Source organism: Paenibacillus sp. FSL H7-0690, assembly GCF_037980415.1.
Taxonomy (GTDB): domain Bacteria; phylum Bacillota; class Bacilli; order Paenibacillales; family Paenibacillaceae; genus Paenibacillus_AQ; species Paenibacillus_AQ odorifer.
This window is the reverse complement of the sequence record NZ_CP150281.1, coordinates 5,511,269-5,537,807: the sequence shown is the minus strand read 5'-3', so window position 1 is coordinate 5,537,807 and position 26,539 is coordinate 5,511,269. Positions and strand designations below refer to the sequence as shown.

Here is a 26,539-nt window from a genome sequence, read left to right as displayed (position 1 = left end):
TGTTGACAGGATTTTAGAGTAAGTTGCGGCGCAGTTCTTCTGGTGATTTCGGAGACAACATCCCAAGTGGAATATCGAATACAGTACGCGCTCCGCTTTGACCTTCTTGACTCATACGCTGAGCAGCTCTGGCATAAGCCACAAGCACACTAGCTGTAAATTCAGGATTGCTCTCCAGCTTCAGGCCAAATTCAACAATTTGTTTCGTGCCTTCTCCTGTTACCCCACTGCGAATAACAAACCCGCCGTGCGGAATACCGCTATGCTGAGCTGCCAGTTCTTCTTCAGTGATGAAAGTAACTGTAGTATCATAATCTGCAAAATAGTTCGGCATATTCACGATTTCTTCGCGAATGCGCTCTTGATCTGCACCTGTCTCAGCTACTACAAAACACTCTCTAAGATGTTTTTCACGAGTAGTGAGTTCTGGTGTTTCACCCGCACGGATGGCCTCGATAACCTCTTGTACTGGAACAGTATACTGTACGCCACCTTTAACGCCTTCTACTCTGCGAATGGCATCAGAGTGACCTTGGCTGACGCCTTTACCCCAGAAAGTATATTCTTTACCTTGTGGAAGAATAGCTTCAGCTAGCAGACGGTTCATGGAGAACAGGCCTGGATCCCAGCCCGTAGAAATTACGCTGAGTGTTCCGCCTTGTTTAGCTGCGGCATCAACGGTCGCAAAGAACTCAGGGATTTTGGCATGAGTGTCAAAGCTGTCCACGGTATTAAACATCCGGGCAATAGCTGGTGTCTGTTCTGGCAGATCGGTAGCCGATCCTCCGCACAGAATCATAACATCTACTTTTCCCTTATATTGTTCGACGGCAGAGATATGCTCGAATTTCACACCGGTTTCACTGGCTTCCAGTTGTCCAGGCTCTCTGCGCGTAAAGATCGCAACCAGCTCGATATCTTCACTTTGGTTAATGGCCTTACGTACACCTTTTCCTAAATTACCGTAGCCCACAATTGCTGCTTGAATTTTTTGTTTCAGAAAAAGCCCTCCTAAACTGTAATGAACTAAAATCCTATTTCTAGCTTAACTAGTATAGTGCACACTTTTAGCTCTTTTTATATAGTATATAAAAGTTACATGTAATGTAAACTGAATCCGTATAACTTTCATTATTCATTTGGCTATAAAAATAGCATATCTCTCTATTGTCTATCATATATTTCCATATAGATTAGATGAGGTGAGGTGTTACTGTTGAATAACGGAAGAATGACATTCCGATTTGACGTGAATAAGGACGAGCCTAAGCCAAAACCGCAGGTAGTGGAGCGCTGGTCCAGTGGCGGACTGGGTACAGCTGAAGAATATGCAGAGGAGTTGCGCAAGGAGGTCGGTCCAGCACAGCAGCATACTTGGGTGCAAGAACCTGATCTACGCTCTACGCGTGAGGCACCGCCGGAGGATGCTTACGACTATTACTCAGGAACTGTAGATCCACGCCAGCAAGAATGGGACGAACAGGATAGAGATTTCAGAAATACGCAGCAATCGTATCTGCTCTCAGATTTGGTACTAGATGACAGAGATAAATCAGCAGAGGTTTACACGGGAGGTTATGGGGGCTCATATCATACTCGTCGCCCATCGTATTGGTGGAAATTATCCCTGTCTGTGGTGGGGGCCATCGGCACAGGTCTACTGCTTGGGTATGCGGCGCTTTCCTTTTTTTATGGAGGAAACATGGATAGTAGTTCAGGAACCGGGATAACAGATACATTGGCTACTTCAGGGCAGACTTCCGGAGCTAATGATCCAGCAGGTGTAGGAACCTCGGGATTGCCGGTTACGGGCACAGATGATGCTGGCAAAAACAGTATTCCTGTTCAAGTGGCTGCGCAAAGCTACTACCTGCTGCAGTATGGCGTATTCAGTACGCCGGCAGGCGCGGAACAAGCTAGACAAGAGCTGTTGGACGCTGGCTTGGCTGCGGGCTTGGACCCTGCTGACGGAAATCGTGTATATGCCGGAATGTCCTCTGACCGTGAACAAGCTAAGCTGCTCAGCAGTGGACTGAAGAATCAAGGGATTGAGCTTTATGTAAGAGAGGTGGATCTTCCCGGAGTGGAACGATTAGGATTTGCCGGAAATGCGGAGGCTGTGAATAGTTATTTTGCGGTGAGTGGACAGTTGCTCAGTGAACTAAGCAGTCAATCCGCTTCTTTACTCAGTGGCGGACAAACGGATGCGGCAGCTAATACCTCAGCTGTGAGTGATCTTCATCTCCAATGGAGTGAAGCTGTTAAAGCTCTGGAGCAAGGCATAACGCCTGAAGCCAAAAGCATTTGCGCAGCGCTAGAGAAATCTATGAGCCAAGGAATTTCAGCACTGAGTGAATATAACAAGAACAAGGCGCAAGCCCTGCTTTGGGAAGTGCAGGAATCCATGCTGAGCTTCTTGACCAGCCAAAAACAGCTGCTGTCTGCTATGAATTGAATGCTTGGATTGCGGATTCAAAATAACAACAAGTCTCCGGGGAATTGGGGGCTTGTTGTTTTTTTCGGAGAAGGGTATCGTTCCGCAACTTTTAGGGCAAAAGGTGGTAAACATTACCGTAGGGGATTTTACGTTTGTATTGATCACCGTTTCACCGTATAATAATTAGGGTGTCAAAAAATGGCGAGGGAAGACTGAGATGAAGAAGAAAAATGTAGGAACACTGCTGTTATTTCTAATTCTAGGCTGGCTGGCTGGAGCCTGGATCGCCAAGCTGCTGCAGCCCGTAAAGGCTCTGTCTTTTCTAACAACATCGACTGTGCTCAAATGGTCTCCGCGAGCCGATTTAGACATCATAACCTATGACATCACTATTCATTTGAAATTGTGCATGCTTAGTCTCGCCGGTATTATTACAGCTGTATGGCTGTACCGCAGACTGTAACTCTCGTTACTGAGCAAGAAGGGACGTTTACAACGTGGACAACTCACCACTCATTATTCTAGCCTCAGGTTCACCGCGTCGACGTGAGCTGTTATCCTTACTGGGTTTACCCTTTGAGGTCATTACCAGCGAAGCTGATGAGAGCACACCGCCGGATTGGACGCCGGAGAGAATCGTGCGCAGTCTAGCTTTGCGAAAAGCAGAAGCCGTAGTAGCTACAGCCGGAGAGCGTAACGCAGTCATTATAGGAAGCGACACAATTGTTGTACTAGATAATACTGTGCTAGGCAAACCGGTGGACAAGCTGGACAGCAAAGCGATGCTTACCAGACTTCAGGGCCGAACTCATAAGGTATACACGGGTGTAGCCTGCCTCGGACTCCCGAATGGGAAGACTATAGTGGAGCACCGTGTTACTTCCGTAACGATGAGGGCAATGACTGAAGAGGAAATTGCTGCTTATATAGCTACGGGAGAGCCCGCTGATAAGGCTGGCTCTTATGCGATACAAGGGCTTGGGTCCATTTTGGTGGAACGAATTGAAGGCTGTTATTTCAATGTAGTCGGATTGCCTTTGTCGCTTCTTGGCGAAATGCTATCCGAGTTCGGTATAACTGTATTGATCCGGTAGGAAGCCTGGGGAAAGAGGGATAGGGATGGAGTCGCAACCAATTATGCTGCGGGACCTCCCCCATGAAGAACGACCTAGAGAGCGCATGATGCATTATGGGGCGGAATCATTAAGTCAAGCGGAGTTGTTAGCCATTCTGCTGCGTACGGGAACACGCCGCGAGTCGGCTATTCATATTGCACAGCAGATGCTGGGGAAGATCGGTGGCCTGCGTGGGCTAGTTGACCTTAGCATCGAAGAACTGACCAAAATCAACGGTATCGGTCCTGCCAAGGCCGTACAACTAAAAGCAGGCATCGAACTGGGAAGGCGCCTTGCGAATTCCAGGTTCAATATGCCGGTCATTATCCGCTGTCCTGGGGACGCTGCTGAGATTCTGACTGAGCAATTGCGTTATTTGCAAAAGGAGCATTTTGTCTGTCTGTTTCTGAACACGAAGAATCATGTGATTGGACAAGAAACATTGTCCATGGGCAGCCTGAATGCTTCGATCGTTCATCCTCGTGAGGTATTCAGAGCAGCTATAAAATGCAGTAGCGCCTCTATTATATGCGCGCACAATCATCCTAGTGGTGATCCAACACCTAGTCCAGAAGATATTTCCCTAACTGCTAGATTGCTTCAGGCAGGCGAGATTATCGGAATAGATGTGCTGGACCATCTAATTATCGGAGATAGCAGTTTCGTAAGCTTGAAAGAAAAAGGACATATGTAATATAAATGTAGATTTACTTAGGAAAAGGAGAAATTAGCATGTTGGGTGGTTTCACAAAAGATTTAGGAATTGACTTGGGGACAGCGAATACGCTTGTCTACGTACGCGGTAAGGGTGTTGTTGTAAGAGAGCCTTCCGTTGTAGCCATTAACACTGATACTAAGACGATTGAAGCTGTGGGTGAATCCGCCAAAAAAATGATCGGTCGTACACCTGGAAATATCCGTGCGATCCGTCCGATGAAAGATGGCGTTATCGCTGATTTTGATACAACGGCTACGATGATTAAATATTTTATTCGTCAAGCACAGAAACAGCGTTCTATGTTCCAGCGTCACCCTAATGTAATGGTCTGCGTACCATCTGGCATTACTGCTGTAGAGCAACGTGCGGTAGAAGATGCTACCAAACAAGCTGGAGCTCGTGAAGCTTACATTATCGAAGAGCCTTTTGCTGCTGCTATCGGCGCGGATCTGCCAGTATGGGAGCCTACAGGTAGTATGGTTGTAGATATCGGTGGAGGTACAACTGAAGTTGCTGTAATCTCGCTCGGCGGTATTGTTACTAGCCGTTCAGTGCGTGTTGCAGGTGATGAAGCGGATGAGTCCATCATTCAATACATCAAACGTCAATACAATCTGATGATCGGTGAACGTACTTCGGAGCAGCTCAAAATGGATGTTGGCTCTGCCCTTCCTCTTGAAAAGGCTGAAACCATGGAAATTCGCGGCCGTGATCTCGTAACAGGTCTGCCAAAAACACTTACAATTACTTCTGATGAAATCTGTGAAGCTTTGTCTGACACAGTGAATGCTATTATTGAAGCTGTTAAAGTAACGTTGGAAAAATGTCCGCCAGAGCTTGCAGCAGATATTATGGATCGTGGAATTGTTTTGACAGGTGGGGGAGCTTTGCTTCGCAACTTGGATAAGCTGCTTGCACGTGAGACGGGAATGCCGGTTATTGTTGCTGAGAATCCACTGGACTGTGTAGCTATTGGAACCGGTAAGGCACTTGAGAACATTCATTTGTTCAAGAGCCGCAGCGGATCCAGTCTTCGTTCGAAGAGATAAGATGATGTTCTACCACTTGTGTAAGTCAACCCCTGTTATGGGAGAAATACTGTTGTTAGAGGGTGTTGAAACTGTTTAAACTCTTAAGCAATAAACGTCTGTTTATTCTGTTGATTACACTGGTGCTGTTCATTGTGGTAATGGGCTTCAGCTTGGCAACAAGGAAAGGCTTGTCCTGGCCGGAGAACTTTCTCAGAGATTCGACTGGTTTCGTGCAAAAAATGTTCTACAAGCCCGCTGGATATGTAGCGGGCTTGTTTGAAGATATTGGAAATCTGAGTGATCTTGCTAAAGAAAATGAACAGCTTAAAATTATGGCTGCCCAGTATGCACGTGATAAAGCCCAGTATAATTTTATTAAAGCACAGAATGAAGACTTGGAAAAAAAATGGCAATTCACTAAAGAACAGAAGAATTTGTATAAGTATGAATATCGTATTGCGCAAGTAATTAGCCAGACTACAGAACCAAGCAACAGCACCATTGTAATTGATTTAGGCTCCAAAGATGGTGTCAGACCTAATATGTCTGTTATTTCAACCGATGGTCTGGTAGGTGTTATCAGTCAAGTTAGCAATTTCACTTCTACTGTGAAACTGATGACCATGATGGACACTAATGATCCTAATTCCCAGCCGCCTATTGCGGCAACTGCCTTTAATAAAGAGGGTAAGTCCTTTGGGATGATTGAGAGTTATAATCCAGAGACGAACAGACTGCTGATGACCAAGATTCCACCGGGTGATCCTATTGCAGCGGAGGATACTATTCTGTCTTCCGGTATTGGAGGCTTGTATCCAAGGGGGTTGACAATAGGCACAGTTGAAAGCGTCGATGTTGGTGAATTTGGATTAACCTCCACAGCAGTGATAAAGCCTTCAGCAGAATTTCAGGACTGGAAGCATTTGATTGTTGTGTTTACGGAGGAGCGTGCTGAATAGTGAATATGCGCAGATCAGTTCTTATTCTGATACTGTTCCTCTTATTTATTGTGGAGGGAACCATCTTACCTTGGCTGATTCCAGATGTGTGGCAGATGCGAATCATTCCGAATTTGGTTTTTGTAGTGTTATTGTTCGTGACTATATATCATCATCGGCATACAGCACTTATATTGGGATTATGTTTTGGAATGCTGCATGATGTCGTTTTTTACGGCAGAATTCTTGGAGCACACTCTTTTGCGATGGGATTGTCGGCTTATTTAATCGGCCTTTTATTTCAGATTCCACGTGCTCCGCTGCCCCTTATGATGACTGTGGTTCTGCTTGGAAGTCTACTTGGGGATAGTATACTATTTGGTATCTATAGTGTATTTAATCTTAATCAAGAACCTTATAGCTGGGCGATTTTGAATCACATGCTGCCGACGATGCTTTTTCATTTTGCCATCGGGCTACTCTTCTACATACCGGTTCGGCGCCAGCTTGAGCTAATCAAGAAAGAAACGAATAAGGAAGAAGCGGCTTAAAGAGCTTCTATTTTCTTTCTATACAAAGCAGGAATTTAAGGGGCCCGGCACGAATGAATGAGGATAGGGGGCCAGGCATATGACAGTAAAATCCAAGCATGTAAGGATTAAGGGCATCAAGGATGGCCTGATATTCCTGCTAGACGACAAATGTCCCTTTGAAGATCTTCTGAGCGAGCTTCGCTATAAGCTGGAGCACAGCCATCAAAATATTTTAACTGGACCGATTGTACATGTGGACATAAAGCTGGGCAATCGTACCGTAACTGAGGAAGACAAGGAAGCTGTGCTGGAGATTCTTAAGGGACAGGGAAATCTGTTGATTCGATCTATAGAGGCGCTTCCAGCGCCCGGCAGTGAGGATAATGACGCATTGTTTCTGATGAGCGGAATTCTACGTTCCGGTCAGGTGCTGCACCATAACGGAAATCTTCTATATCTGGGGGATGTGAACCCTGGGGGGACCATAACCTGTTCAGGCGATATTTATATACTAGGTTCGCTAAGAGGGATGGCGCATGCTGGAGTAGACGGGAATGAGGAAGCGATTATAGCTGCTTCTTTAATGTCTCCAACGCAGCTGCGAATTGCCGATATTATTAGTCGTCCGCCCGATGAATGGGAAACCCGAGAAAGCAGTATGGAATTTGCATATTTAACAAACGGAGCTATGCAGATCGATAAGATTCATAATTTGGTCAAATTACGTCAGGATTTAAATGTGTTTAAAGGGGTGTAGCCTCCATGGGAGAAGCGATAGTCGTAACCTCGGGCAAAGGCGGAGTTGGCAAAACAACCACAACAGCCAACATTGGAACCGCACTTGCACTGCAGGGCAAAAAAGTATGTCTCGTCGATACCGACATTGGACTGCGTAATCTGGATGTAGTTATGGGGCTTGAGAATCGTATTATTTATGATCTTGTGGATGTAGCGGAAGGACGTTGCCGCCTTAATCAAGCGCTCGTTAAAGACAAGCGCTTTGATGAATTGTATATGCTGCCTGCAGCTCAAACAAAGGATAAAACGGCTGTCTCTCCTGAACAAGTAAGAGATATCATTCTTGAACTAAAGAAGGAATATGAGTATGTTCTGATCGATTGTCCGGCAGGAATCGAGCACGGCTTCCGCAATGCGATTGCCGGTGCGGATAAAGCGATTGTGGTTACCACACCAGAGCATGCCGCTGTGCGGGATGCCGATCGTATTATCGGACTATTAGAACAGTCGAGTGTGGAATCGCCGAAATTGGTGGTAAACCGTATTCGTCCAGGTCTTGTGAAGTCTGGGGATATGCTTGATATTGAGGATATATTACAGGTGCTGAACATTGATCTTATCGGAATTGTTCCGGATGATGAACTAGTCATTAAAGCCGCAAATAACGGAGAACCTACAGTTATGAATCCCGATTCTTCAGCTGCTATTGCCTATCGCAATATTGCACGCCGAATTTTAGGTGATGCTGTACCCCTGATGCAGCTTGACCGCAAACCGGGAGCATTTAAGAAACTTAAGAAATTTTTCGGCATGGCTTAATTTTTACTAAGCAATCCTATGATAAGAAGCATACACGGGTCCCACCAGTAGAGAAATCTATGGTGGGGCTTATTTTTTTGAATAAATATGAATGTATGGCATTTCCGGGATTTAAATGGTCTGTCTTGGAGGGGCTTGTTCTAAAGAGACTTCCGTGCTTCATAAAATGGAAGTAAAACAAGCCCGTCCGGAGGGATAAATATGGATCAGAAATCAGATATCAAGAATCGCCGCAAGGAGCGTATTCGTAGTTTATTGGAGGAACTCCCGGAAGTCTCAGCAGTCTCAGGAGTTTCGGAAGTCCCGGAACTTGAAATAGCGGAGGCTCCCCCTTTATTTATTATGCCGGATAAGAGTACGAGCTTTAAGGAATGGGGAACAGGATTTAAGAATGCGGATCAATCCTCTGTAGAGCCCGATCCAGAGGTGATGTGGAAAAAGAGTCGTGGAGGCTGGGAGGATAACGGCGGTGGAGGCTCAAATTTCACTGCCGGTTTTATTCGGCGCTTTGTTGCTAGTGTTCTTGTGTTTGGAGCAGTGTGGGGGATTTTTGCGGTACATCAGCCATGGTCCTATAAGATGCAAGCTTTTATTAGTGATGCGTTAAGCAATGACATGGATTTCACGGCTGTGAGAGTCTGGTATGAGGAGAACTTTAACGGAGCTCCAGCGTTCATTCCGATATTTGGGGATAAAGATGAGCCTGCTCAAAAAGTAGCCGCTCATCATCAACTCACTGCCCCGATAGCTGGGAGCATTGTCCAGCCTTTTGCATCTACGCTAAAAGGGGTGGAAATTATGCCTCAAATCGATTCAACCTTAAATGTGACGGTGAAAAGTATAGACATGGGACGTATTCTCTCCATCTCTAAAGAGCTGGAAGGGGGCATTCGAATTGCTGTTCAGCATTCAGGCGGTGTCACTGCAGAATACGGACATTTGAGCGGCACTAAGCTGGAGGTTGATGACTGGGTGCAGAGCGGGGATTCACTCGGTTGGATGATGGAGAAGGACGTATCCTCAGCTTCAACACTATTTTTCGCAGTGATAAAAGACAAGACTTATATTGATCCTACAGAAGTGGTATCGTTTGATTAGGATCTTTGGTATCGAACTGTCACTACATCCACTGTTCGTGATCATTATGTTATTCTCCGTGGTCACGGGACAATTTCTAGAGCTGCTCACCTTATTTACGATTGTCTTCATTCATGAAATGGGACATGTCGTTGCGGCTCTTTTGGCTGGTGTCACAGTTAAGTCGGTTCAGCTTCTTCCGTTTGGCGGAGTGGCTGTTATTGAAGATCATGGGCGGCTTACAGCCAGTCGTGAGATCGGAATAGCCCTTGCCGGTCCACTGCAAAATGGAATTATGATCGTTATTGCTTTTGGACTTCAACAAGCCGGTTATGGCAATCAGGAATTTCTTACCTATTTTATTCATGCCAATGCCATTATTGGGCTTTTTAATCTAGTGCCAGTGCTGCCGCTTGACGGAGGTAAAGTGCTTCAGGCCACTATTAGTTTAGTACTTCCTTATTACTACACTTTGTTATGGACTGGACGGGTGAGTGTAGCCGCAAGTGTCCTTGTGATTATATATGCGCTGCTGCCTCTTGGAGCGGGTGGAGGCCTTAGGCTTAATATGGTCATGATCGGAGCTTTTCTGCTGTATTCGAATTTCACCGACCATCGTAATTTACCGTACCGGTTTGTTGCTTTTTTGATGAATCGGGAGGCTGTTTATGAGTATCATTTGCGAACAGGAAGCGTAGCTCGTCCAATAGTTGCATTATCTGCGAAACCTTTAGATGATATATTGCGTCTATTTAAACGTAATCAATATCATTTTATCTATGTGTTAAACGGTAAAGGAAATGTTGTTGCTGTTGTGCCGGAACAGCGCTTAATATCAACCTACTTCGGAATATAGTGTATTTATGCAGAGAATGTGAAGGAATGAACGAACGAAACCAGAGGTGAAGCCATGAAACAGATGATCGTTCACTGCACGCAGCACATTACCCGAATGGCTCTTCTGGAAAACGGAAGGCTGGTGGAGTACGCGGCTGAACGCGATCAGCAGCAAGGGTTGGTCGGCAGTTATTACAAGGGCCGTGTGATTAACGTACTTTCAGGTATGCAGGCTGCTTTTGTTGATATCGGACAGAAGAAGAATGCTTTTTTATATGTTGATGATGTATTGCATCCTAATTTGGATAAACAGCCTGATGTGAAGCCCTCTATCGAGACGCTTTTGCAGCCGGGACAGGATATTGTTGTTCAAGTGCGGAAAGAGCCGAGCGGCGGAAAAGGCGCGCGTGTAACGACTCATTATACGTTGCCCGGGCGCTGGATGGTGTACATGCCCTTTGCAGAATACGTCGGTGTCTCCAAAAAAATAAGCCGGGATGCAGAGCGCAGTCGTCTCAAAGGAATCGGAGAACGTCTGCGAATGAAAGAAGAAGGGCTTATTATGCGGACGGTTTCTCAGGACGAGCCACATGAAGCTGTGGAGGGTGATCTTTCTTTTTTGCGTGCCCAATGGGAGAATATTACACGTAAGGCACAAACGGTAGAGGCTCCCGCTTTACTACATCGTGATCTTAGTATTGTCCAACGCTTTATAAGAGATGCCTTTAATCCGCAACGGGATCAGTTGATTATTGATTCATCTGCCGCAGCTAGAGAAGCAACAGCCTTTCTGGACGACATGGCTCCTGAAGGGTACAAGCCAGTCTGTCTTTATAATGGAGCGGAGTCTATTTTCGCTGCTTATGGTATTCAGGATCAATTGCTCAAGAGCTTCAGCCGCAAAATCACGCTGGAGGGCGGAGCAACAATGATCTGGGATGAGACAGAGGCGTTAACCGTAATTGATGTCAACACCGCTCAATATATTGGCGGAGCATCGCTTGAAGAAACGGTTACTAATACGAATTTGCTCGCAGCTGAGGAGATCGGTCGTTTGATCCGGTTACGCGATACTGGTGGAATCATTATTGTCGATTTTATTGATATGGAACAAGAGCTTCACCGCAAGATGGTTACAGAGCGATTAGAGAAAGTGATCTGCAAGGATCGCACCAAAACACATATTTTGGGGTGGACAAGACTCGGGCTGCTCGAGATGACCAGAAAGAAGGCAAGGCATGATTCAGCCAGCTTTGCGCCTGTGATTTGCCAGTGCTGCGGGGGAACCGGAAAAGTTGGAGAATGGCTGGAATGAGTTGACGATAAGTCATAAGTATGATACTATCTTCAAGTATGTGTTTGATGCAGTTGATCCTGCACATGCTGTAACCGCTCCGATCGGGTACATAAGCGCAGTTCCTACGGGAATTCTGCCACCTAGACTAGGCGAGTCTGAGACATGAGGAGGTGCAAGTAAAATGTATGCAATTATCGAAACTGGTGGTAAACAATACAAAGTCCAAGAGGGCGACGTTTTGTTCATTGAAAAGTTGGAAGCTGAAGACGGCGCAAGTGTAACTTTTGACCGTGTATTGGCTGTTTCTAACGATGGTGGTCTGACTGCAGGAACTCCGCTAGTAAGCGGCGCGTCTGTAACAGCTAAAGTCGAGAAACATGGTAAAGGCGCTAAGGTTGTAGTTTACAAATACAAACCTAAGAAGAACTACCACAAGAAACAAGGTCATCGTCAACCGTACACGAAAGTAACTATCGAGAAGATTCAAGCGTAAGAAGGTGCGTTAATGATTAGCGTGCGGATTACACGATTATCGGATCTAGGAACTATCGTTGGCTTTGAGGTTAAGGGGCATGCGGGTTATGCGAAGCGTGGCGAAGATATCGTATGTGCCGGGGTATCCGCTGTAACAGTTGGAACCGTCAATTCGATTGAGACCTTGACCGGAATCTCCATGGACACGTCCATGAAGAACGGATTCTTAAGTGGAACATTAAGTTCTGTTGAAGATTTCGATACTTCCGCGAAGGTACAATTGCTGCTTGAATCCATGGTCGTGATGCTGAATGATATCGCAGAATCATACGGGAAGTATATTCAAATACAGCAAGTAAATATTTAAAGAAGGAGGTTGACAACATGTTGAAATTGAATCTTCAATTGTTCGCATCGAAAAAAGGTGTAGGTTCCACAAAAAACGGACGGGATTCCCATTCCAAACGTCTTGGCGTGAAACGTGCTGACGGTCAAGCAGTAACCGGCGGTAACATCTTGGTTCGTCAACGCGGAACAAAAATTCACCCAGGAACTAACGTAGGCATCGGTAAAGATGATACTTTGTTCGCAATGGTGGATGGCGTAGTGAAGTTCGAACGTTGGGGCCGCGATCGCAAAAAAGTGAGCGTGTACCCAGTTGATGTCGCTCCGGTAGCAGCGGCACTGGAAGCGTAAGCTTACGGACCATATGAGCAAGTAGAAGCCTCCGGCATGAGTGCCGGAGGCTTTTTTGTAGAATATTCATAATTATTTGTGTTGCAAAGTTGGAATGGTTAGATAGATGTGAAAATCTCGTTATTATCTCTGGTGAACTACAGTGAACGCGTGTGTTATACTAGGAAATGGTAAATGATACTAACAAAACAAATTATCTAAACGAAGTCATGAATTTTGCGAACTGAGGGACGGGGAGAAAGAATGAAATCCTGGAAAAGTGCAATCTGGGCAGTCATGTTATCCGTAATGCTTCCTTTAGGTCTTTTGTATTGGCATACTTCTCTTCTGACGTGTCTATTACTCGGAGTCTGGGTAGTGGCAATCGTTGCTTTCAGTTTTATCTGGAGCCAGCGTCATTATGAACGGGAGCTACGTATACAAGAGAACACTCTGCAACAGGCGGCGATTCGGACACTGAATCATCATCGACATGATTGGATGAACGATTTGCAGATTCTATACGGATATATTCAGCTTGGAAAGCCTAATAAATCCGTGGAGTGTGTGGAAAGAATAAAGGAACGCATAGCACTTGATAGTCGTATCGCTAAGTTGGGCATTCCTTCATTGGTTTTCTATATCCAATCCTTCCGAACTAACAGGTCTAGTCTGGAATTGGAAGTTCAGGTGGAGGAAGGGTTGCAGCTAGAGGACAAGCTAAATCCAGAAGCAGGAGATGAGCTGACTTCAGTGATTATGCAGACCATACGGGCTTATCAGTACAACGGGCTGGCTCCTCAGGGGGAGACGCGCAAGCTGCGCCTTGGCTTTTTTCAGGATGGAGGAGACATTCTTATCTCCTTCGAAGGCGAGGGGGAGCATGGCAATCCCGAGCTGCTCAAAGGGCAAATTTATAATATAGTACAAGGAAAAATCATGAAAGCAGAGCAGTTTAAGCCTAGCAGGGCTTATGTAGAGCTGCGATTACCGCTTGAAATGTGAGGAAGGTGAACATTTATGTTCGTAGATAAAGCTAAGATTTATGTTAAAGGCGGTGACGGCGGGGATGGTCTCGTTGCGTTTCGCCGGGAGAAATATGTACCGGAGGGTGGTCCTGCCGGTGGTGACGGAGGCCGTGGAGGCGACGTTATTTTCCGTGTAGATGAGGGACTGCGCACGTTGATGGATTTCCGTTATCAGCGCCACTTCAAAGCTGACAAAGGGATTAAAGGACGGAACAAAAGCCAACATGGAGCGAATGCGGATCATATGATCGTTCGTATTCCGCCAGGAACCATTCTGATTGACGATGATACGCAAGAGATCATTGCCGATATGACGCGTCATGGACAACAGGTTGTAGTTGCACGTGGAGGCCGTGGAGGCCGGGGTAACACCCGTTTTGCCACAGCTAATAATACTGCACCAGAGCTTGCGGAGAACGGTGAAGAAGGCCAAGAGCGTTATGTTGTTATGGAACTTAAGGTAATGGCTGATGTAGGGCTTGTAGGCTTCCCGAGTGTGGGTAAATCTACGTTGCTGTCGGTTGTGTCCGCTGCTCAGCCCAAAATCGGAGCTTACCATTTCACAACAATTACACCGAATTTAGGGGTAGTGGATGTTGGGGATGGCCGAAGCTTTGTGATGGCGGATCTGCCTGGATTAATCGAGGGAGCTAGTGAAGGCATAGGTCTGGGTCACGAATTCCTGCGTCACGTTGAACGTACGCGTATCATCATTCATGTAGTTGATATGTCTGGCTCTGAGGGCCGTGATCCCTTCGAGGATTGGGTTCTAATTAATGATGAGCTGAAGCAGTACAATGCTAGTCTAATCGATCGTCCGCAGATTGTGGCGGCGAATAAGATGGATATGCCTGAATCAGAAGAGAATCTTATTTCTTTCCGCGAACGCGTAGCTGAGGTGCGGGCGGATTTAGAAATCATGCCAATTTCATCCCTTACCCGTCAGGGTGTTCAGGAGCTCCTATATCGTGCAACGGATATTCTCGACAGCATTCCGGTTGCGCCGGTGGTTGAGGAAGTTGCTGAAACTACTGAACGTAAGGTGTATAAGCTGGAAGCAGAAGAGGATAATTCGTTTACTATTACACGTGATAACGAGGCGTTTGTGGTCACAAGCCCACGTATCGAACGTATGCTGAAGCGCATGCAGCTTAGCACACATGATGCGATTCTCAAGCTGGCACGGACTTTGCGTCATATGGGTGTAGATGCCGAGCTTCGTAAACGTGGTGCTGTAGAAGGAACGATTGTCCGTATCGCTGATTTCGAATTCGAATTCGTTGAGAACAGCAGCTACTATTAATATTTAGCTGACTATGAAGCGCCAACTATGGTTTTCCTGTAAAGGGATAGCATAGTTGGCGCTTTTTTTGTGAGGAGATCAGTAATTTTTTTCAATAAAAGAACCCAAAACACGATATATATCGTATACAATAAATATCGAAATACACTAATTCCCATTTGGGAGCGTACACGTTATTTATATATAAGATAATGAAAGAAGGAATAGCAGATGGCAATTATAGAAGTGGTGAAGTATGACGGTCCTCCAGGTATATTTGCATGGAAATATCCTAACCAGGAGCTGGGGACATGGACACAACTAATCGTTAATGAATCCCAGGAAGCGATTCTATTCAAGGGCGGACAAGCGCTTGATTCTTTTACAGCTGGGCGGCACACGCTAAGCACCGCTAATATACCTATTTTATCCAATATCGTTAATCTTCCTTTTGGTGGAAAATCACCATTTACGGCTGAAGTATGGTATGTGAATAAGACGAATTCGATGAATGTCAAATGGGGAACGAGCTCACCTTTGCAGCTTCAGGATCCCAAATACAAAATTATGATTTCTGTTCGTTCTTTTGGGCAGTTTGGTGTAAAAATCGATGATCCGCGAAAATTCTTGCTGAAGCTCGTAGGGACGCTCCCGCAGTTTGATCATGAAACACTTATCAGTTATTTCCGCGGACTGCTGATGTCGAATATAAATGAACTTATTTCTTCTTACCTTGTGCACAAGCAAATCAGCATACTGGAGATTAATGCTTATGTTGCAGAGATCTCCAAACATATTCAGGGCCGACTAGCCTCGGCTTTCTTGGATAATGGCATTGAGCTGAATAATTTCTATATTGATTCGATCAATATTCCAGAGGATGATCCGGCAACGATTCGTTTGAAGGAAGCTTTGGCTAAAAAAGCGGAAATGGATATCATGGGCTTCACCTATCAGCAGGAGCGTGGTTTTGACACGATGGAAGAAGCGGCAGGTAATCCTGGCAATCTTGGAGTGGGCATGATGAACACCGGGATGGGGCTTGGACTTGGAATGGGATTTGCTGGACCCGCTATGGATATGGTGAACCGTATGACTAGAGGGATGAACTTGGATTCAGGGACTACAGTTATACGTCAAGAGCAGCGTTCCTGCTCTAAGTGTGGAGTTATGAATCCAGTAGAGGGACGGTTCTGCAGCGGTTGTGGGCAGGCGCTTGGAGGCAACCCGCAAGGTTCTCCCTCTGCGAACAAGATCAAATGTTTTGAATGCGGGCATGAACTAAATGCGGGAGCTAAGTTCTGTCCAGGTTGCGGGAATCCTTATCGTCCTTGCCCATCCTGTAAAGCAGATAATCCTGAGGGAGCGGCTTCTTGTGTCTCCTGTGGAAAAGAAATGCCTAAAGCTTGCGGTAAATGTGGGACTATGGTAGCGCCAGGGGTGAAATTCTGTCCTCATTGTGGAGACAGCATGGTGATTAAATGCAGCGGCTGTGGACATGAGCTGAAAGCTGGACAAAAATTCTGTGCAGAGTGCGGAACAAAAGCAGGCTAAGGAGGACCTAATGAACAAAAGCAGGAGATATATATACATTATTACCATCATTTATGCGGTAGCTATAGTACTGACAGTGTTCTCGTTTATTGGATTAGGTTTCTCTGACTCACTGTTTCGGTTCATAATTTCTTTATCCGCGGTTCTGCTAGCAGAAAGTGTAATCTATGGCTATTGTATTTTTTGGCTCCGAACGGCAAGTAGCATTCAGCAGACTCCGCCTGTTCTTATCAGCGGCGCAATCATTACGGGAATCTATGCAGCCATCGTATTTGTATCGGCCTTACTCTTCGATTGGCTGCTGGAGTTACCCGCCTTGTGGTACGCAGCCGAACAATTGCTGATTCTTGTGTTAGGAGCGATCACTTTGGCCGCGATAGGGCTTTACGGGTGGAATGCTGGGGCAGGGGAACAGCAAGCCAAAAGGTCTTTACAAAAGTTTCGGCGGTATCAGAACGAATTAACTGAAATGAGTGAGCTGGCTAGTAGCTGGAAGAATTCCGAATCCGAGCAGCTAGTGAACGTGTTAGATATGTTGGAGGAAAAATTTAAGTACAGTGATCCGATATCAGAACCGTCTTTATATGCTACAGAGGATATTCTGCAGCAGCAGATTTCTCTGTTACATGATCACGTGAAGCTACTGCTGGCGACCCAAGAGCCACATGAGGGCTGGCAGGTAGAAGTAAATGAGATGTCAGAGAGTATAAAGTCTACACTTCAGCGGCGTAACCGTGAATTAGCGGCACTTAAATAGGAGGAGTTTACTACATGAACAGTTTGAACCTACAAGAGCCGTCACCGCTCCCGGGAGGAAATGCAGCCGTTCCCCGGCTTAAATACGAACGTACCGGGTTTGATTATGTTATTCTCGCGGCTGCTTATCTACTGATGCCAGTTGGACTTGTGCTTGCCTTGTTACGTTTGATGACAACGCATTACAAAAATTACCGTAGACCGACTAACCTCAATCTGCTGATGCATGTATTTATTGGTGGGTTTGTTGAACTTTCTATTGCCATGTTTTCTAGTGCGCTCAATGGGGAATTTGGAACTTCTGAATTAGTATCAACGCTTATTTTAATTGCAATCATGTTTTTGACTCCAGCTTTTATACTGGCCAGTGTGACAGCGAAAGCTAAATATACCCTTTCTAAGCTTAACACTTCTTATATAGAGCTGATTCAAAATAAGAATATCCGGCATATTGGCAGTATATCTGAACGAATAGGCCAAAGTGAAAGTGATGTACGGAGAGATGTCCAGTATCTGAAGGATAAAGGACTGCTTGATATTGATGTCGCATTATCCGAAGGGCGCCAGACGCCAGAACCATCAGCAGCTAATCAAGGTTACCCTGAAAGTACTTCGGGCTTTGGAGGAACGGGGAGAACCCAAGCATCGGGGCAGCAAATACCTGCGCAGCCTCAGTCTCCGCCGCAACTGCCTAAGTCTATCCGTTGTCCGGGGTGCGGAGCCCAGAATACTGTGCTCCCAAGCCAATCTAAAAGCTGTGATTACTGTGGAACGAAGATCCCGTACAATTAATGCCGTCAACCAACAGATTAGCTTCATCGCATATAGGATTACATAAATAAGGGGATTAAAGACAAAATGAGTGGATTGGATATACGCAGACAGCCGCCGGCATCGGGAAAACCTGTGTACAAGCATGAATATGAGCGGACGGCGTTTGATTATACGACTATTGTGTTTGCGTATGTATTTGCTCCGGTTGGCTTTATATTGGCTGCCATTCGGTTATTATCTACACATTCCAAGAGACAGCGCAAAGCAAGCAATATTAACCTGTTTTATCATGCGTGTATGGGTGCCTTTGTAGAATTGGCGATCTATTTCATTATTAGCAAGCTACTCGGTCAAATCGATTATGTCGCACTCTTGATCAGGCTGGTGATTATCTACGCATTGTTTAGGATTCCCGCCATCAAATTATCCGTTAGGGCCGTAGGATGGAGAGAGGGATTCACCTATCTTTGCAATGACTATATCGCATTGGTTCTTGTGGACGGCATAAGGCATATCGGCAGCCTATCCGATATCCGCGGATTCAGTGAAGAGAATGTCCGCGAGGTTTTGGAATATTTAAAAGATCAGGGAGTGCTTTCTCCAGATATTGTTTATTATGAAGGACGTGTAGACAATCCATTTGTGAAATTGCCGCCGAAGCTTATTTATTCCAAACGGGCACAAGCACTGGTGCGTGCGCCTGAGAATAACCTTCGCTACCGTAACAAACGAGACCAGACAGTGTTTGATCGAATCATCATGGCGATTGCCTATTTGTTTGCTCCGCTTGGGTTTGTACTTGCGATGCTTCGTTTTGTAAGCACTCATTATAAGAATGAGCGGAAATCATTTAACTACAAATTGCTCTATCATGTATGTATGGGAGCTTTTATGGAACTTGCTGTCCTCTTCGCCGTGGGGACCTACAAAGGGGATTTTAAGTGGTACACTTTATTGATCATTCTGGTGGTCCTCTACGTGATCTTTATAATTCCGGCAGACAGCTTTGCAGGGAGGGCTACCTTCGCAACAGAAAACTTTGATTTTCTGTGCAAGAAGTATCTCATGCTGATCGTAGTGGATGATGTTAGGCATATTGGTAATTTAGCTGATATCACGAAACAAAGTGAAGATGATGTACGTAGAGACCTACGGTATTTGGTGAGATGGGGGTTACTTGCTTCTGATCTTGTCTATTATGAAGGACGTGTTAAGCTCTTAGATAAACAACCGCCCAATCTTGTACATCCTGACCGGGCACAGCCCTCCGCGGCAACAGAGAACCAGCCATCATCTGGACGGCAGTCATTGCCGGAGAATAGGCCTAAGCCACCTGTCCAACTGCCGAAATCCATCGTTTGTCCGAGTTGCGGTGCTAAGAGTAGAGTACTTCCAGGGCAGGATAAAATCTGTGACTATTGCGGGACGACGATTCCATACAGCTAGTGTACATACGATTGCCTTCTGCCCCCGGGAATCCGGGGGTTTTACTACACCTAACTACCCGGCCTTGGAGCATCCAGATAAAGTTATTGCATTTTACAAGCCTTTTCCGATATAATGTCCACTAAGAAAACACAAAAGTCTTTGAGGTGAGGACGTTCGTGAGAGAACGCTATTATTTGGTCCGGGAGGACATATTGCCTGATGCTGTACTTAAGACTATGCAGGTTAAACAATTGCTTGAGGCCGGGGATGCGAAGACCGTAAATGAAGGTGTAGAGCAGGTGGGATTAAGCCGAAGCGCTTTTTATAAATACAAGGATGGAATTCACTTGATCCATCAGCTCGAACGAGAGCGGATCGTTACGATTTCCATGGATTTGGAGCACGAATCTGGAATGCTTTCCAAGGTACTAGGCTCTGTAGCGGGACATGGGGCTAATGTGTTGACGATTCACCAGAGTATTCCGCTGCAAGGGCGGGCAAATGTGGTGATCTCCGTAGAAATTTCACACTTAAATGAGGAACTCGGAGAGATGCTGGATAGTCTGAAAGAGATTCCAGGAGTGAAGCGTGCTTTAATTGTTGGACAGGGATAGGAACTATATTCGTAAACTTTTAGGAGGAGACAGATGAAGCCGGTTAAAGTGGGGTTGCTGGGCCTGGGAACAGTAGGCACAGGTGTAGTTCGTATCGTGGAAGGGAATCAAGAGGATTTAAGCAGCCAGGTAGGCTCTTCAATTGTCATTGAACGTATAGCTGTGAATAATTCTAATAAACCACGCGAAATCGAGGTTGATCCTGCTAAAATAACGACAGATCCATGGGATGTGATTCGTGATCCTGAAATTGATGTCATCGTTGAAGTTATGGGGGGAATCGCGGGAACCAAAGAATATATTCTTGAAGCTTTGGAACGCGGTAAACATGTCGTAACTGCGAACAAGGATTTGATGGCGCTGCACGGCTCGGAGATTCTTGCTAAGGCGCAGGAGAAGCAATGTGATGTCTTTTATGAGGCTAGCGTAGCAGGAGGCATTCCGATTATCCGCACACTTATCGAGGGCTTTTCCTCAGATAAGATTATGAAGATTATAGGTATCGTGAATGGAACGACTAATTACATACTAACCAAAATGAGCCAAGAAGGCGCTTCCTATAATGATGTGTTAAAAGAAGCGCAGGATCTGGGATACGCAGAGTCTGATCCAACCTCGGATGTGGAAGGCCTGGACGCGGCCCGCAAAATGGCGATTCTCGGAACCTTAGGTTTCCGTACTAATGTGGAGCTGCATGATGTAAGTGTGAGTGGGATTTCTCAGGTGAGTAAGGCGGATATCGCCTTTGCGAAACGTCTCGGATATGAAATTAAGCTGTTAGGCATCGCTGAACGTCAGGATGAAGAATTCAGCATCAGTGTTCAGCCAACCTTGATTCGGGCTAGTCATCCCTTGGCTTCCGTCAATGGCGTGTTCAACGCAGTTTACGTATACGGGGAAGCAGTGGGAGAGACCATGTTCTACGGTGCGGGTGCGGGCGCAATGCCAACTGCAACCTCAGTGGTAGCTGATTTGGTAGCTGTCATTAAGAACCTTAAACTAGGTGTGAATGGATTGAAGCAAAAAGTACCTTACAAGCAGAAAAAGCTTAAGAGTGATGAAGCTATTTTTTATAAAAACTTTTTGCTTCTGCATGTTGATGATAAAGCAGGGGTATTGGCTAAGATTACTCAAGTGTTTGCCGAATATGATGTAAGTTTGGATTCAGTAGTTCAGCAAGCCAATCCCAATAATCCTGATGCGGAGATCATTATTGTCACTCATAACGCTAGTAAAGCAAGCATGAACAAAGTGCTGCGCCATTTCGAGGAGCTGAAAGTCATCCGCCGGATTAAGAGCCATTATCGTGTGGAAGGTTAACCAAGCCACTGAACTAATACTTTCATATTTCAAAACATAGTAAGGAGATTGTACCTGTTATGAGTATTTACGGAAGAGCTAGGGTTAAAGTGCCTGCTAGTACTGCCAATCTTGGTCCGGGCTTCGATACTCTGGGTATGGCATTGCCGCTATATGCCTGGATTGAGATGGAGGAAGCAGAGGAGACTGTTTTTCATCTATATGGTGATGAGATGAATGGAGTGGCTCAGGATAAGAGCAATTTACTCTATAAGGTCGCTCAAATGGTATTTGCAGAGGCAGGCGTTACGGTGCCTGAATTATCGATATCCATGTACTCGGAAATTCCGCTTACGCGTGGACTCGGCAGCAGTGCCTCAGCTATTATTGGCGGAATGGCCGCAGCGAACACAATGATTGGCTCTCCGCTGGATAATGCTAAGCTGTTTGATATGGCTACCCAGCTTGAGAAACATCCCGATAATGTGGGTGCCTCCTTGTTTGGCGGCATTATTACTGCCGTGTGGGATGGTGAACATGCGGATTATGTTCGGCTAGAACCACCACAAAATCTTGAGGTGCTGGTGGTTATTCCTGAATTTGAACTGGAAACCACAAAAGCGCGGGGATTGCTTCCAACAGAAATCTCAGTTAGTGATGCTGTGTACAACATCAGCAGAACCTCTCTATTGACGGCTTCGCTGGCATCAGGCCGGCTTGACCTGCTTAGCAGAGCGATGCAGGATCGCCTGCATCAGCCGTATCGTGCACCGCTTATACCGGGCATGGAGAAGCTGCTCGCAGAAGCTCCTGAACACGGTGCTTTAGGGATCGCACTTAGCGGTGCTGGACCGACTCTGCTATGTTTAGTGGATCGCCAAGAGACCCGTAAGAGTGAGCTTGAGGCCTTCTTGAAGAATACGATGCAGGAACATGGCATTTCCGCTCGGACCTGCTGGTTAACACCTTGTGCTTCTGGAGTTACTACAGAGCTGCTCGAAATAAACGAGATGCAAAACGTATCATTTTTGGATATGATAAAAGGAGTACGGTCATGAAATCAATAGCGGTATTGCCGCAGGGCTCGGTATCCCACGAAGCGCTGCTGCATTTGTTTAACGGTGAACCTGTAAAGCTTGTGCATCACAAGTTAATTTCCGATGTATTTCTCTCTACGGCGAATGGTACCACCGATTACAGCGTGATTCCGATTGAAAATACCATTGAAGGCTCAGTTAGTCTTCACATCGATTGGCTCATCAATGAAGTGGATCTGCCAATGCAGACGGAATGGATTTTTCCATCGATACAGAATCTTATCGGTAACCCAAGGGAATTCACAGATACAGACGGCAACAAGGATTTCACCAAGATGGTAAAAATCCTTTCGCACCCCGTAGCAATGGCGCAATGCATGCAATTTGTTCGTAAGCATGCCCCTTGGGCTGAACTGGAGTCGGTCGGAAGTACCTCTGAAGCTGTGGAAATCGTCAAAAACAATCCCGGCAAGGGCTGGGCTGCTATCGGTACCGCTCTTGGCGCCGCTACTCATGGGCTGGAGATTGTAGATCGGCAAATTACAGATCACAACAACAACTACACACGGTTTGTCCTGGTTGGTCCACAGAAGATAGATCTTCCGCGGAGCAGCACAGGAGTAAAGACGAGTGTTCTAGTAACGCTGCCAGAGGATTTTCCAGGTGCCTTGCATCAGGTGCTTGCTGCTTTTTCCTGGCGGAAACTGAATTTATCGCGTATTGAATCACGACCAACGAAGAAGAAGCTGGGTACTTATTATTTTTATATTGATGTGCTGGAACCGATAGAATCTGTTCTGCTGCCAGGGGCTATTGAAGAAATTAGTGCTTTAGGCTGTCAGGTAAGGATTCTGGGCTCGTATCCCACATACACCTATGAGGAAGAGAAAGCGGAGGTGCAGTAAATTCATGGCTGAGCAATGGATCTATTTGGATGGACAACACGTAACGAAGGAAAATGCAAAGGTATCCGTTTTTGATCACGGTTTTTTGTATGGAGACGGCATTTTTGAAGGTATCCGTATCTATAACGGCAATATATTTAAATGTAAAGAGCATTTGGACAGACTGTATGATTCGGCAAAATCGATCATGCTGGACATTCCGCTAACGTATGATGAGATGCTGGAAGCTATGGCTGAAACGATTCGTCTTAACGACATGCGGAATGGCTATATTCGACTGATCGTCTCCCGGGGACCAGGGAACTTAGGTCTTGATCCGCGTCGTTGTCCAAAAGCTAGTGTAATTATTATCGTTGAGCAACTGGCTATTTACCCAGAACAAGCGTATTTGAACGGACTTCGTGCAGTTTCTGTGTCCCAACGCCGTAATATTCCGGATGCACTCAATCCAAAGATCAAATCGCTTAATTACCTAAACAATATCCTAGTAAAAATCCAATCCAACTTGGCAGAAGCCGACGAAGCCATCATGATGAACGCTCAAGGTTATGTTACTGAGGGTTCGGGCGATAACATTTTCATCATCAAAAATGGTGTAGTTTTCACTCCTCCATGTTACTTGGGAGCCCTTGAAGGAATTACCCGTCTGGCGATCATTGAGCTCTGCGAGAAATTAGGTATTAAACTGAAAGAAGAACCGTTCACAATGCATGATGTTTATATAGCGGACGAGGTGTTCTTCACTGGCACAGCTGCTGAGGTTATTGCTGCACGTGAAATTGACGGCCGGATCATTGGTGAAGGACAAGCGGGTCCAATCACTTTGAAGCTGCTCGAAGAGTTCCGTAATGTGGTTGATAAAGATGGCTACAAGGTTTGGGAATAAAGACTAATCATACAACGTAAATAGCATTGAATACGCATCAGAAGTCCTTTTATGCATACATGCAGAAGAAAACGGGAGTCTCCGGTTAATCTTTTCATGGATCATGAAAGGATTTTTTTTATTTCGGGGATGTCATTCGCCCATGGGCTGCATAAGATGTAGTAACGAAGGAGGCGGCTGTACCGCATATAACTTTGTAAGAGAGCAATGTTCCATGAAAAGGGTGTTTGCTTTCGAAGTCAGTTTTGCTGTGTAGCTGTAAAGAAAGCAATACTCCACAAAACTTTTAGGAGGTTAATGCTACGTGAAAATACACATTGTCAAACAAGGCGATAGTTTGTATGCCTTATCGCAAAAGTACGGAGTGCCGTTACAAAAAATTATTGAAGCAAACCCGCAGATCAGTAATCCGAATGTGTTAGCGGTTGGAGACAAAGTGAAAATACCTACGGCCCCTGTATCCGTACCGGAGAACAGTGAAGTTTACTACAAGCACACCGTTAAACAAGGAGATACCTTGTGGAAATTATCTAAAGCCTGGGGAATTCCTTTAAAGGATATGGTTGAGGCCAATCCCCAACTAAAGAATCCAAATGTACTTATGCTAGGGGAAGTAGTTAATATTCCTAAAAAAGTATCCAATACCTCACCGACACAGCCTGGGTATACACCTTCTAACGCCTCAGAGAAAACGCAGGTGGGTGGCAAGGAATATACAGGTCCTAAAGAACAGCCTGCTGCTGAGGTAGTGCCTGCACCTAAACCAGAAACTAAACCAGAAGTAAAACCAGAGACCAAGCCAGAAGCTAAACCTGCACCTAAACCAGTGACAAATATCTCACCTGAATCCAATTCTGCACCACACCCATCGCTAAACATCGCCCCTATTAATACACAAAACATTGCACCCAATCCTGCGCCTAATATGCAAATGGAAGTTGCTCCAGTGCAAGAAATTGAAATGCAGAGTTTATTTGTTCAGATTACGGTTCCAAATCAAGAACCGATTGCTCAACAAGAAGCACCTAAAGCTGAGAAGAAAGCAGACAATGATTGCTCATGGGACAATTCCAACGGATACCCGGGCCTGGGAGGAAATCCTTATCTCTATGATTCATATCAAAATAGCCCTAATATGAACATGAACTGGGCACCAAGTTATGTTCAGCCAATGGCTTATGCACCAGAATGTATTTCACCATGTTATTTTTCGGGCAATATGTATTCTAATATGAGTCCAGAACAGTGGAATCCCAATGCCGCGCCAAACATAAGCCCAGAACAGTGGAATCCAAATGCCGCGCCAAACATAAGCCCGGAACAGTGGAATCCAAATGCCGCGCCAAACATAAGCCCAGAACAATGGAATCCAAATGCCGCGCCAAACATAAGCCCAGAGCAATGGAATCCCAATGCAGCGCCTAACGTGAGCCCAGAACAATGGAATCCCAATGCTGCCCCTAATATGAGTCCAGGACAGTGGAATCCGATGGAGGCTAATGTTGCTGGCATGAATGTTGGCGGGGATTTCTCCCCGTATGCTGTTCCTCAATATGGAGGACAGACGCCGAACCTTCCTTGGCCAACTTGTGGGTGCGGAGGCGTGCATATTCAACCAGTGCAAACTTATTCATATGACATGCCTGTATATAACACCTATCCTGAATATGGGAATCCAAACGCTTTTTCCGCATATGGAGCAGGAATGCCTAATCAGGGAACGGTACCTACTTCTACGCTTGGAGCATTTGGTGGACCGGATAACTCTAATATTCCATCCAATCCGCAGTATCCAGGGATAGGTAATTATTCGCAGCATAATCGGGTGCCGGAAATTCAAGAACCTGAAGCGTTCGTGCAGGAATCTCCCGAAACGGCTAGAACAGAGAGTGATGAGTCAACTTCTAACGCATCTCTCAAGAATAAGGGGAATGTAGCAAAGGAAACAGCAACAGGCAAAAAAGCAAAGACCTCAGGTCAACCTAGTAGCAAGAAAAGCAAAACTGCTACGAAATCTCAAGGTTCAGCAGCGAGTACTAAAAAACGTAGAAATCCTTGGATTTCAAACTAATAAATTTATATATTAAGCCGTTGTTTGACTTACGTGTAGATTCTGTATCCTTAGAATCTACACGTTTTTTTATAGGTAAATAGGGATAAAAGATGTTAAATAAAGTGGGGCAAAAGCACTTATTTATAAAATATAAATTTTTAAGTGTTGTTTTTATGTAGGGATATATGGTACATTATAAATCCAGTCGCAAAGAGGAACTATAAAGCTTTCGGT

The 26,539-nt window shown here is 45.5% G+C and carries 29 protein-coding genes and 1 other annotated feature; of the genes, 28 read left to right on the top strand and 1 reads right to left on the bottom strand.

Annotated elements, in window-relative coordinates; translation table 11 throughout:
- Window positions 1-13 precede the first annotated feature (13 nt).
- Complete coding sequence (locus MHI32_RS24455) at window positions 14-1,000, bottom strand: diaminopimelate dehydrogenase (protein WP_339191276.1); 987 nt, start codon at window positions 998-1,000, stop codon at window positions 14-16.
- Between the two features lie 216 nt (window positions 1,001-1,216).
- Here MHI32_RS24455 and MHI32_RS24450 point away from each other — a divergent pair, with 216 nt between their 5' ends.
- The 28 genes from MHI32_RS24450 to MHI32_RS24315 all read left to right on the top strand — a co-directional run bounded on the left by MHI32_RS24450 (window position 1,217) and on the right by MHI32_RS24315 (window position 26,323).
- The gene (locus tag MHI32_RS24450; protein ID WP_076194477.1) at window positions 1,217-2,455 is read left to right on the top strand and encodes an SPOR domain-containing protein; all 1,239 of its coding nucleotides are present in this window, start codon (window positions 1,217-1,219) and stop codon (window positions 2,453-2,455) included.
- A gap of 199 nt (window positions 2,456-2,654) precedes the next feature.
- Window positions 2,655-2,900 carry a DUF4321 domain-containing protein gene (locus tag MHI32_RS24445; protein ID WP_036685144.1) on the top strand — a complete coding sequence of 82 codons (246 nt, stop codon included), beginning with the start codon at window positions 2,655-2,657 and terminating at the stop codon, window positions 2,898-2,900.
- 34 nt (window positions 2,901-2,934) lie between these two features.
- Window positions 2,935-3,531: a Maf family protein gene (locus tag MHI32_RS24440; RefSeq protein WP_076277490.1), complete on the top strand. Its 597-nt coding sequence runs from the start codon at window positions 2,935-2,937 to the stop codon at window positions 3,529-3,531.
- A gap of 25 nt (window positions 3,532-3,556) precedes the next feature.
- Complete coding sequence (radC, locus tag MHI32_RS24435; RefSeq protein ID WP_036685147.1) at window positions 3,557-4,246, top strand: DNA repair protein RadC; 690 nt, start codon at window positions 3,557-3,559, stop codon at window positions 4,244-4,246.
- 38 nt (window positions 4,247-4,284) lie between these two features.
- Complete coding sequence (locus MHI32_RS24430; RefSeq protein ID WP_036685150.1) at window positions 4,285-5,319, top strand: rod shape-determining protein; 1,035 nt, start codon at window positions 4,285-4,287, stop codon at window positions 5,317-5,319.
- A 62-nt stretch (window positions 5,320-5,381) separates the two neighbouring features.
- A complete protein-coding gene (gene mreC / locus MHI32_RS24425; RefSeq protein WP_076129391.1) occupies window positions 5,382-6,260 on the top strand; it encodes a rod shape-determining protein MreC in 879 nt (292 codons plus the stop codon).
- Window positions 6,260-6,790, top strand: a complete 531-nt coding sequence (gene mreD / locus MHI32_RS24420) for a rod shape-determining protein MreD (protein WP_081386380.1) — start codon at window positions 6,260-6,262, stop codon at window positions 6,788-6,790. Before mreC ends, mreD begins: the two co-directional genes overlap by 1 nt.
- Before the next feature lie 79 nt (window positions 6,791-6,869).
- The gene (gene minC, locus MHI32_RS24415) at window positions 6,870-7,529 is read left to right on the top strand and encodes a septum site-determining protein MinC (RefSeq protein ID WP_036685154.1); all 660 of its coding nucleotides are present in this window, start codon (window positions 6,870-6,872) and stop codon (window positions 7,527-7,529) included.
- A 5-nt stretch (window positions 7,530-7,534) separates the two neighbouring features.
- On the top strand, window positions 7,535-8,329 hold the full coding sequence (gene minD, locus MHI32_RS24410) for a septum site-determining protein MinD (RefSeq protein ID WP_036685156.1): 795 nt from the start codon (window positions 7,535-7,537) through the stop codon (window positions 8,327-8,329).
- A 201-nt stretch (window positions 8,330-8,530) separates the two neighbouring features.
- Window positions 8,531-9,427, top strand: coding sequence for a M23 family metallopeptidase (locus MHI32_RS24405; protein ID WP_076194474.1), 897 nt, complete (start codon window positions 8,531-8,533; stop codon window positions 9,425-9,427).
- A complete protein-coding gene (locus tag MHI32_RS24400; RefSeq protein ID WP_036685160.1) occupies window positions 9,420-10,262 on the top strand; it encodes a M50 family metallopeptidase in 843 nt (280 codons plus the stop codon). Before MHI32_RS24405 ends, MHI32_RS24400 begins: the two co-directional genes overlap by 8 nt.
- A gap of 54 nt (window positions 10,263-10,316) precedes the next feature.
- Window positions 10,317-11,558, top strand: a complete 1,242-nt coding sequence (locus tag MHI32_RS24395; RefSeq protein ID WP_340011117.1) for an Rne/Rng family ribonuclease — start codon at window positions 10,317-10,319, stop codon at window positions 11,556-11,558.
- Entirely contained in the window at window positions 11,539-11,706 is a 168-nt protein-coding gene (locus MHI32_RS24390; protein WP_155288184.1) for a hypothetical protein, read from the top strand. Before MHI32_RS24395 ends, MHI32_RS24390 begins: the two co-directional genes overlap by 20 nt.
- Window positions 11,621-11,707, top strand: a sequence feature (ribosomal protein L21 leader region). (Overlaps the previous gene by 86 nt.)
- Before the next feature lie 14 nt (window positions 11,708-11,721).
- Complete coding sequence (rplU, locus tag MHI32_RS24385; protein ID WP_036685166.1) at window positions 11,722-12,033, top strand: 50S ribosomal protein L21; 312 nt, start codon at window positions 11,722-11,724, stop codon at window positions 12,031-12,033.
- 12 nt (window positions 12,034-12,045) lie between these two features.
- Window positions 12,046-12,381, top strand: a complete 336-nt coding sequence (locus MHI32_RS24380; RefSeq protein WP_036685168.1) for a ribosomal-processing cysteine protease Prp — start codon at window positions 12,046-12,048, stop codon at window positions 12,379-12,381.
- 17 nt (window positions 12,382-12,398) lie between these two features.
- The gene (gene rpmA / locus MHI32_RS24375) at window positions 12,399-12,710 is read left to right on the top strand and encodes a 50S ribosomal protein L27 (RefSeq protein ID WP_036685171.1); all 312 of its coding nucleotides are present in this window, start codon (window positions 12,399-12,401) and stop codon (window positions 12,708-12,710) included.
- A 243-nt stretch (window positions 12,711-12,953) separates the two neighbouring features.
- Complete coding sequence (locus tag MHI32_RS24370) at window positions 12,954-13,694, top strand: Spo0B domain-containing protein (RefSeq protein WP_076105522.1); 741 nt, start codon at window positions 12,954-12,956, stop codon at window positions 13,692-13,694.
- Window positions 13,695-13,709: 15 nt separating this feature from the next.
- A complete protein-coding gene (gene obgE / locus MHI32_RS24365) occupies window positions 13,710-15,020 on the top strand; it encodes a GTPase ObgE (RefSeq protein WP_076277483.1) in 1,311 nt (436 codons plus the stop codon).
- A 210-nt stretch (window positions 15,021-15,230) separates the two neighbouring features.
- Window positions 15,231-16,553: an SPFH domain-containing protein gene (locus tag MHI32_RS24360; RefSeq protein WP_038573034.1), complete on the top strand. Its 1,323-nt coding sequence runs from the start codon at window positions 15,231-15,233 to the stop codon at window positions 16,551-16,553.
- A 10-nt stretch (window positions 16,554-16,563) separates the two neighbouring features.
- The gene (locus tag MHI32_RS24355) at window positions 16,564-17,310 is read left to right on the top strand and encodes a hypothetical protein (RefSeq protein WP_076129386.1); all 747 of its coding nucleotides are present in this window, start codon (window positions 16,564-16,566) and stop codon (window positions 17,308-17,310) included.
- Between the two features lie 14 nt (window positions 17,311-17,324).
- The gene (locus MHI32_RS24350) at window positions 17,325-18,101 is read left to right on the top strand and encodes a hypothetical protein (protein ID WP_038573031.1); all 777 of its coding nucleotides are present in this window, start codon (window positions 17,325-17,327) and stop codon (window positions 18,099-18,101) included.
- A 66-nt stretch (window positions 18,102-18,167) separates the two neighbouring features.
- On the top strand, window positions 18,168-19,529 hold the full coding sequence (locus tag MHI32_RS24345; protein WP_340011115.1) for a hypothetical protein: 1,362 nt from the start codon (window positions 18,168-18,170) through the stop codon (window positions 19,527-19,529).
- 158 nt (window positions 19,530-19,687) lie between these two features.
- Window positions 19,688-20,125, top strand: coding sequence for an ACT domain-containing protein (locus tag MHI32_RS24340; protein WP_038573029.1), 438 nt, complete (start codon window positions 19,688-19,690; stop codon window positions 20,123-20,125).
- A gap of 33 nt (window positions 20,126-20,158) precedes the next feature.
- Complete coding sequence (locus MHI32_RS24335; protein ID WP_036685184.1) at window positions 20,159-21,445, top strand: homoserine dehydrogenase; 1,287 nt, start codon at window positions 20,159-20,161, stop codon at window positions 21,443-21,445.
- 59 nt (window positions 21,446-21,504) lie between these two features.
- On the top strand, window positions 21,505-22,482 hold the full coding sequence (gene thrB, locus MHI32_RS24330) for a homoserine kinase (protein ID WP_038573028.1): 978 nt from the start codon (window positions 21,505-21,507) through the stop codon (window positions 22,480-22,482).
- Window positions 22,479-23,366: a prephenate dehydratase gene (gene pheA / locus MHI32_RS24325; protein ID WP_036685188.1), complete on the top strand. Its 888-nt coding sequence runs from the start codon at window positions 22,479-22,481 to the stop codon at window positions 23,364-23,366. The genes thrB and pheA overlap by 4 nt, the downstream gene beginning before the upstream one ends.
- 4 nt (window positions 23,367-23,370) lie before the next feature.
- Window positions 23,371-24,252, top strand: coding sequence for a branched-chain-amino-acid transaminase (ilvE, locus tag MHI32_RS24320; RefSeq protein WP_036685189.1), 882 nt, complete (start codon window positions 23,371-23,373; stop codon window positions 24,250-24,252).
- A 304-nt stretch (window positions 24,253-24,556) separates the two neighbouring features.
- Window positions 24,557-26,323, top strand: coding sequence for a LysM peptidoglycan-binding domain-containing protein (locus MHI32_RS24315; RefSeq protein WP_340011112.1), 1,767 nt, complete (start codon window positions 24,557-24,559; stop codon window positions 26,321-26,323).
- Window positions 26,324-26,539: the final 216 nt, after the last annotated feature.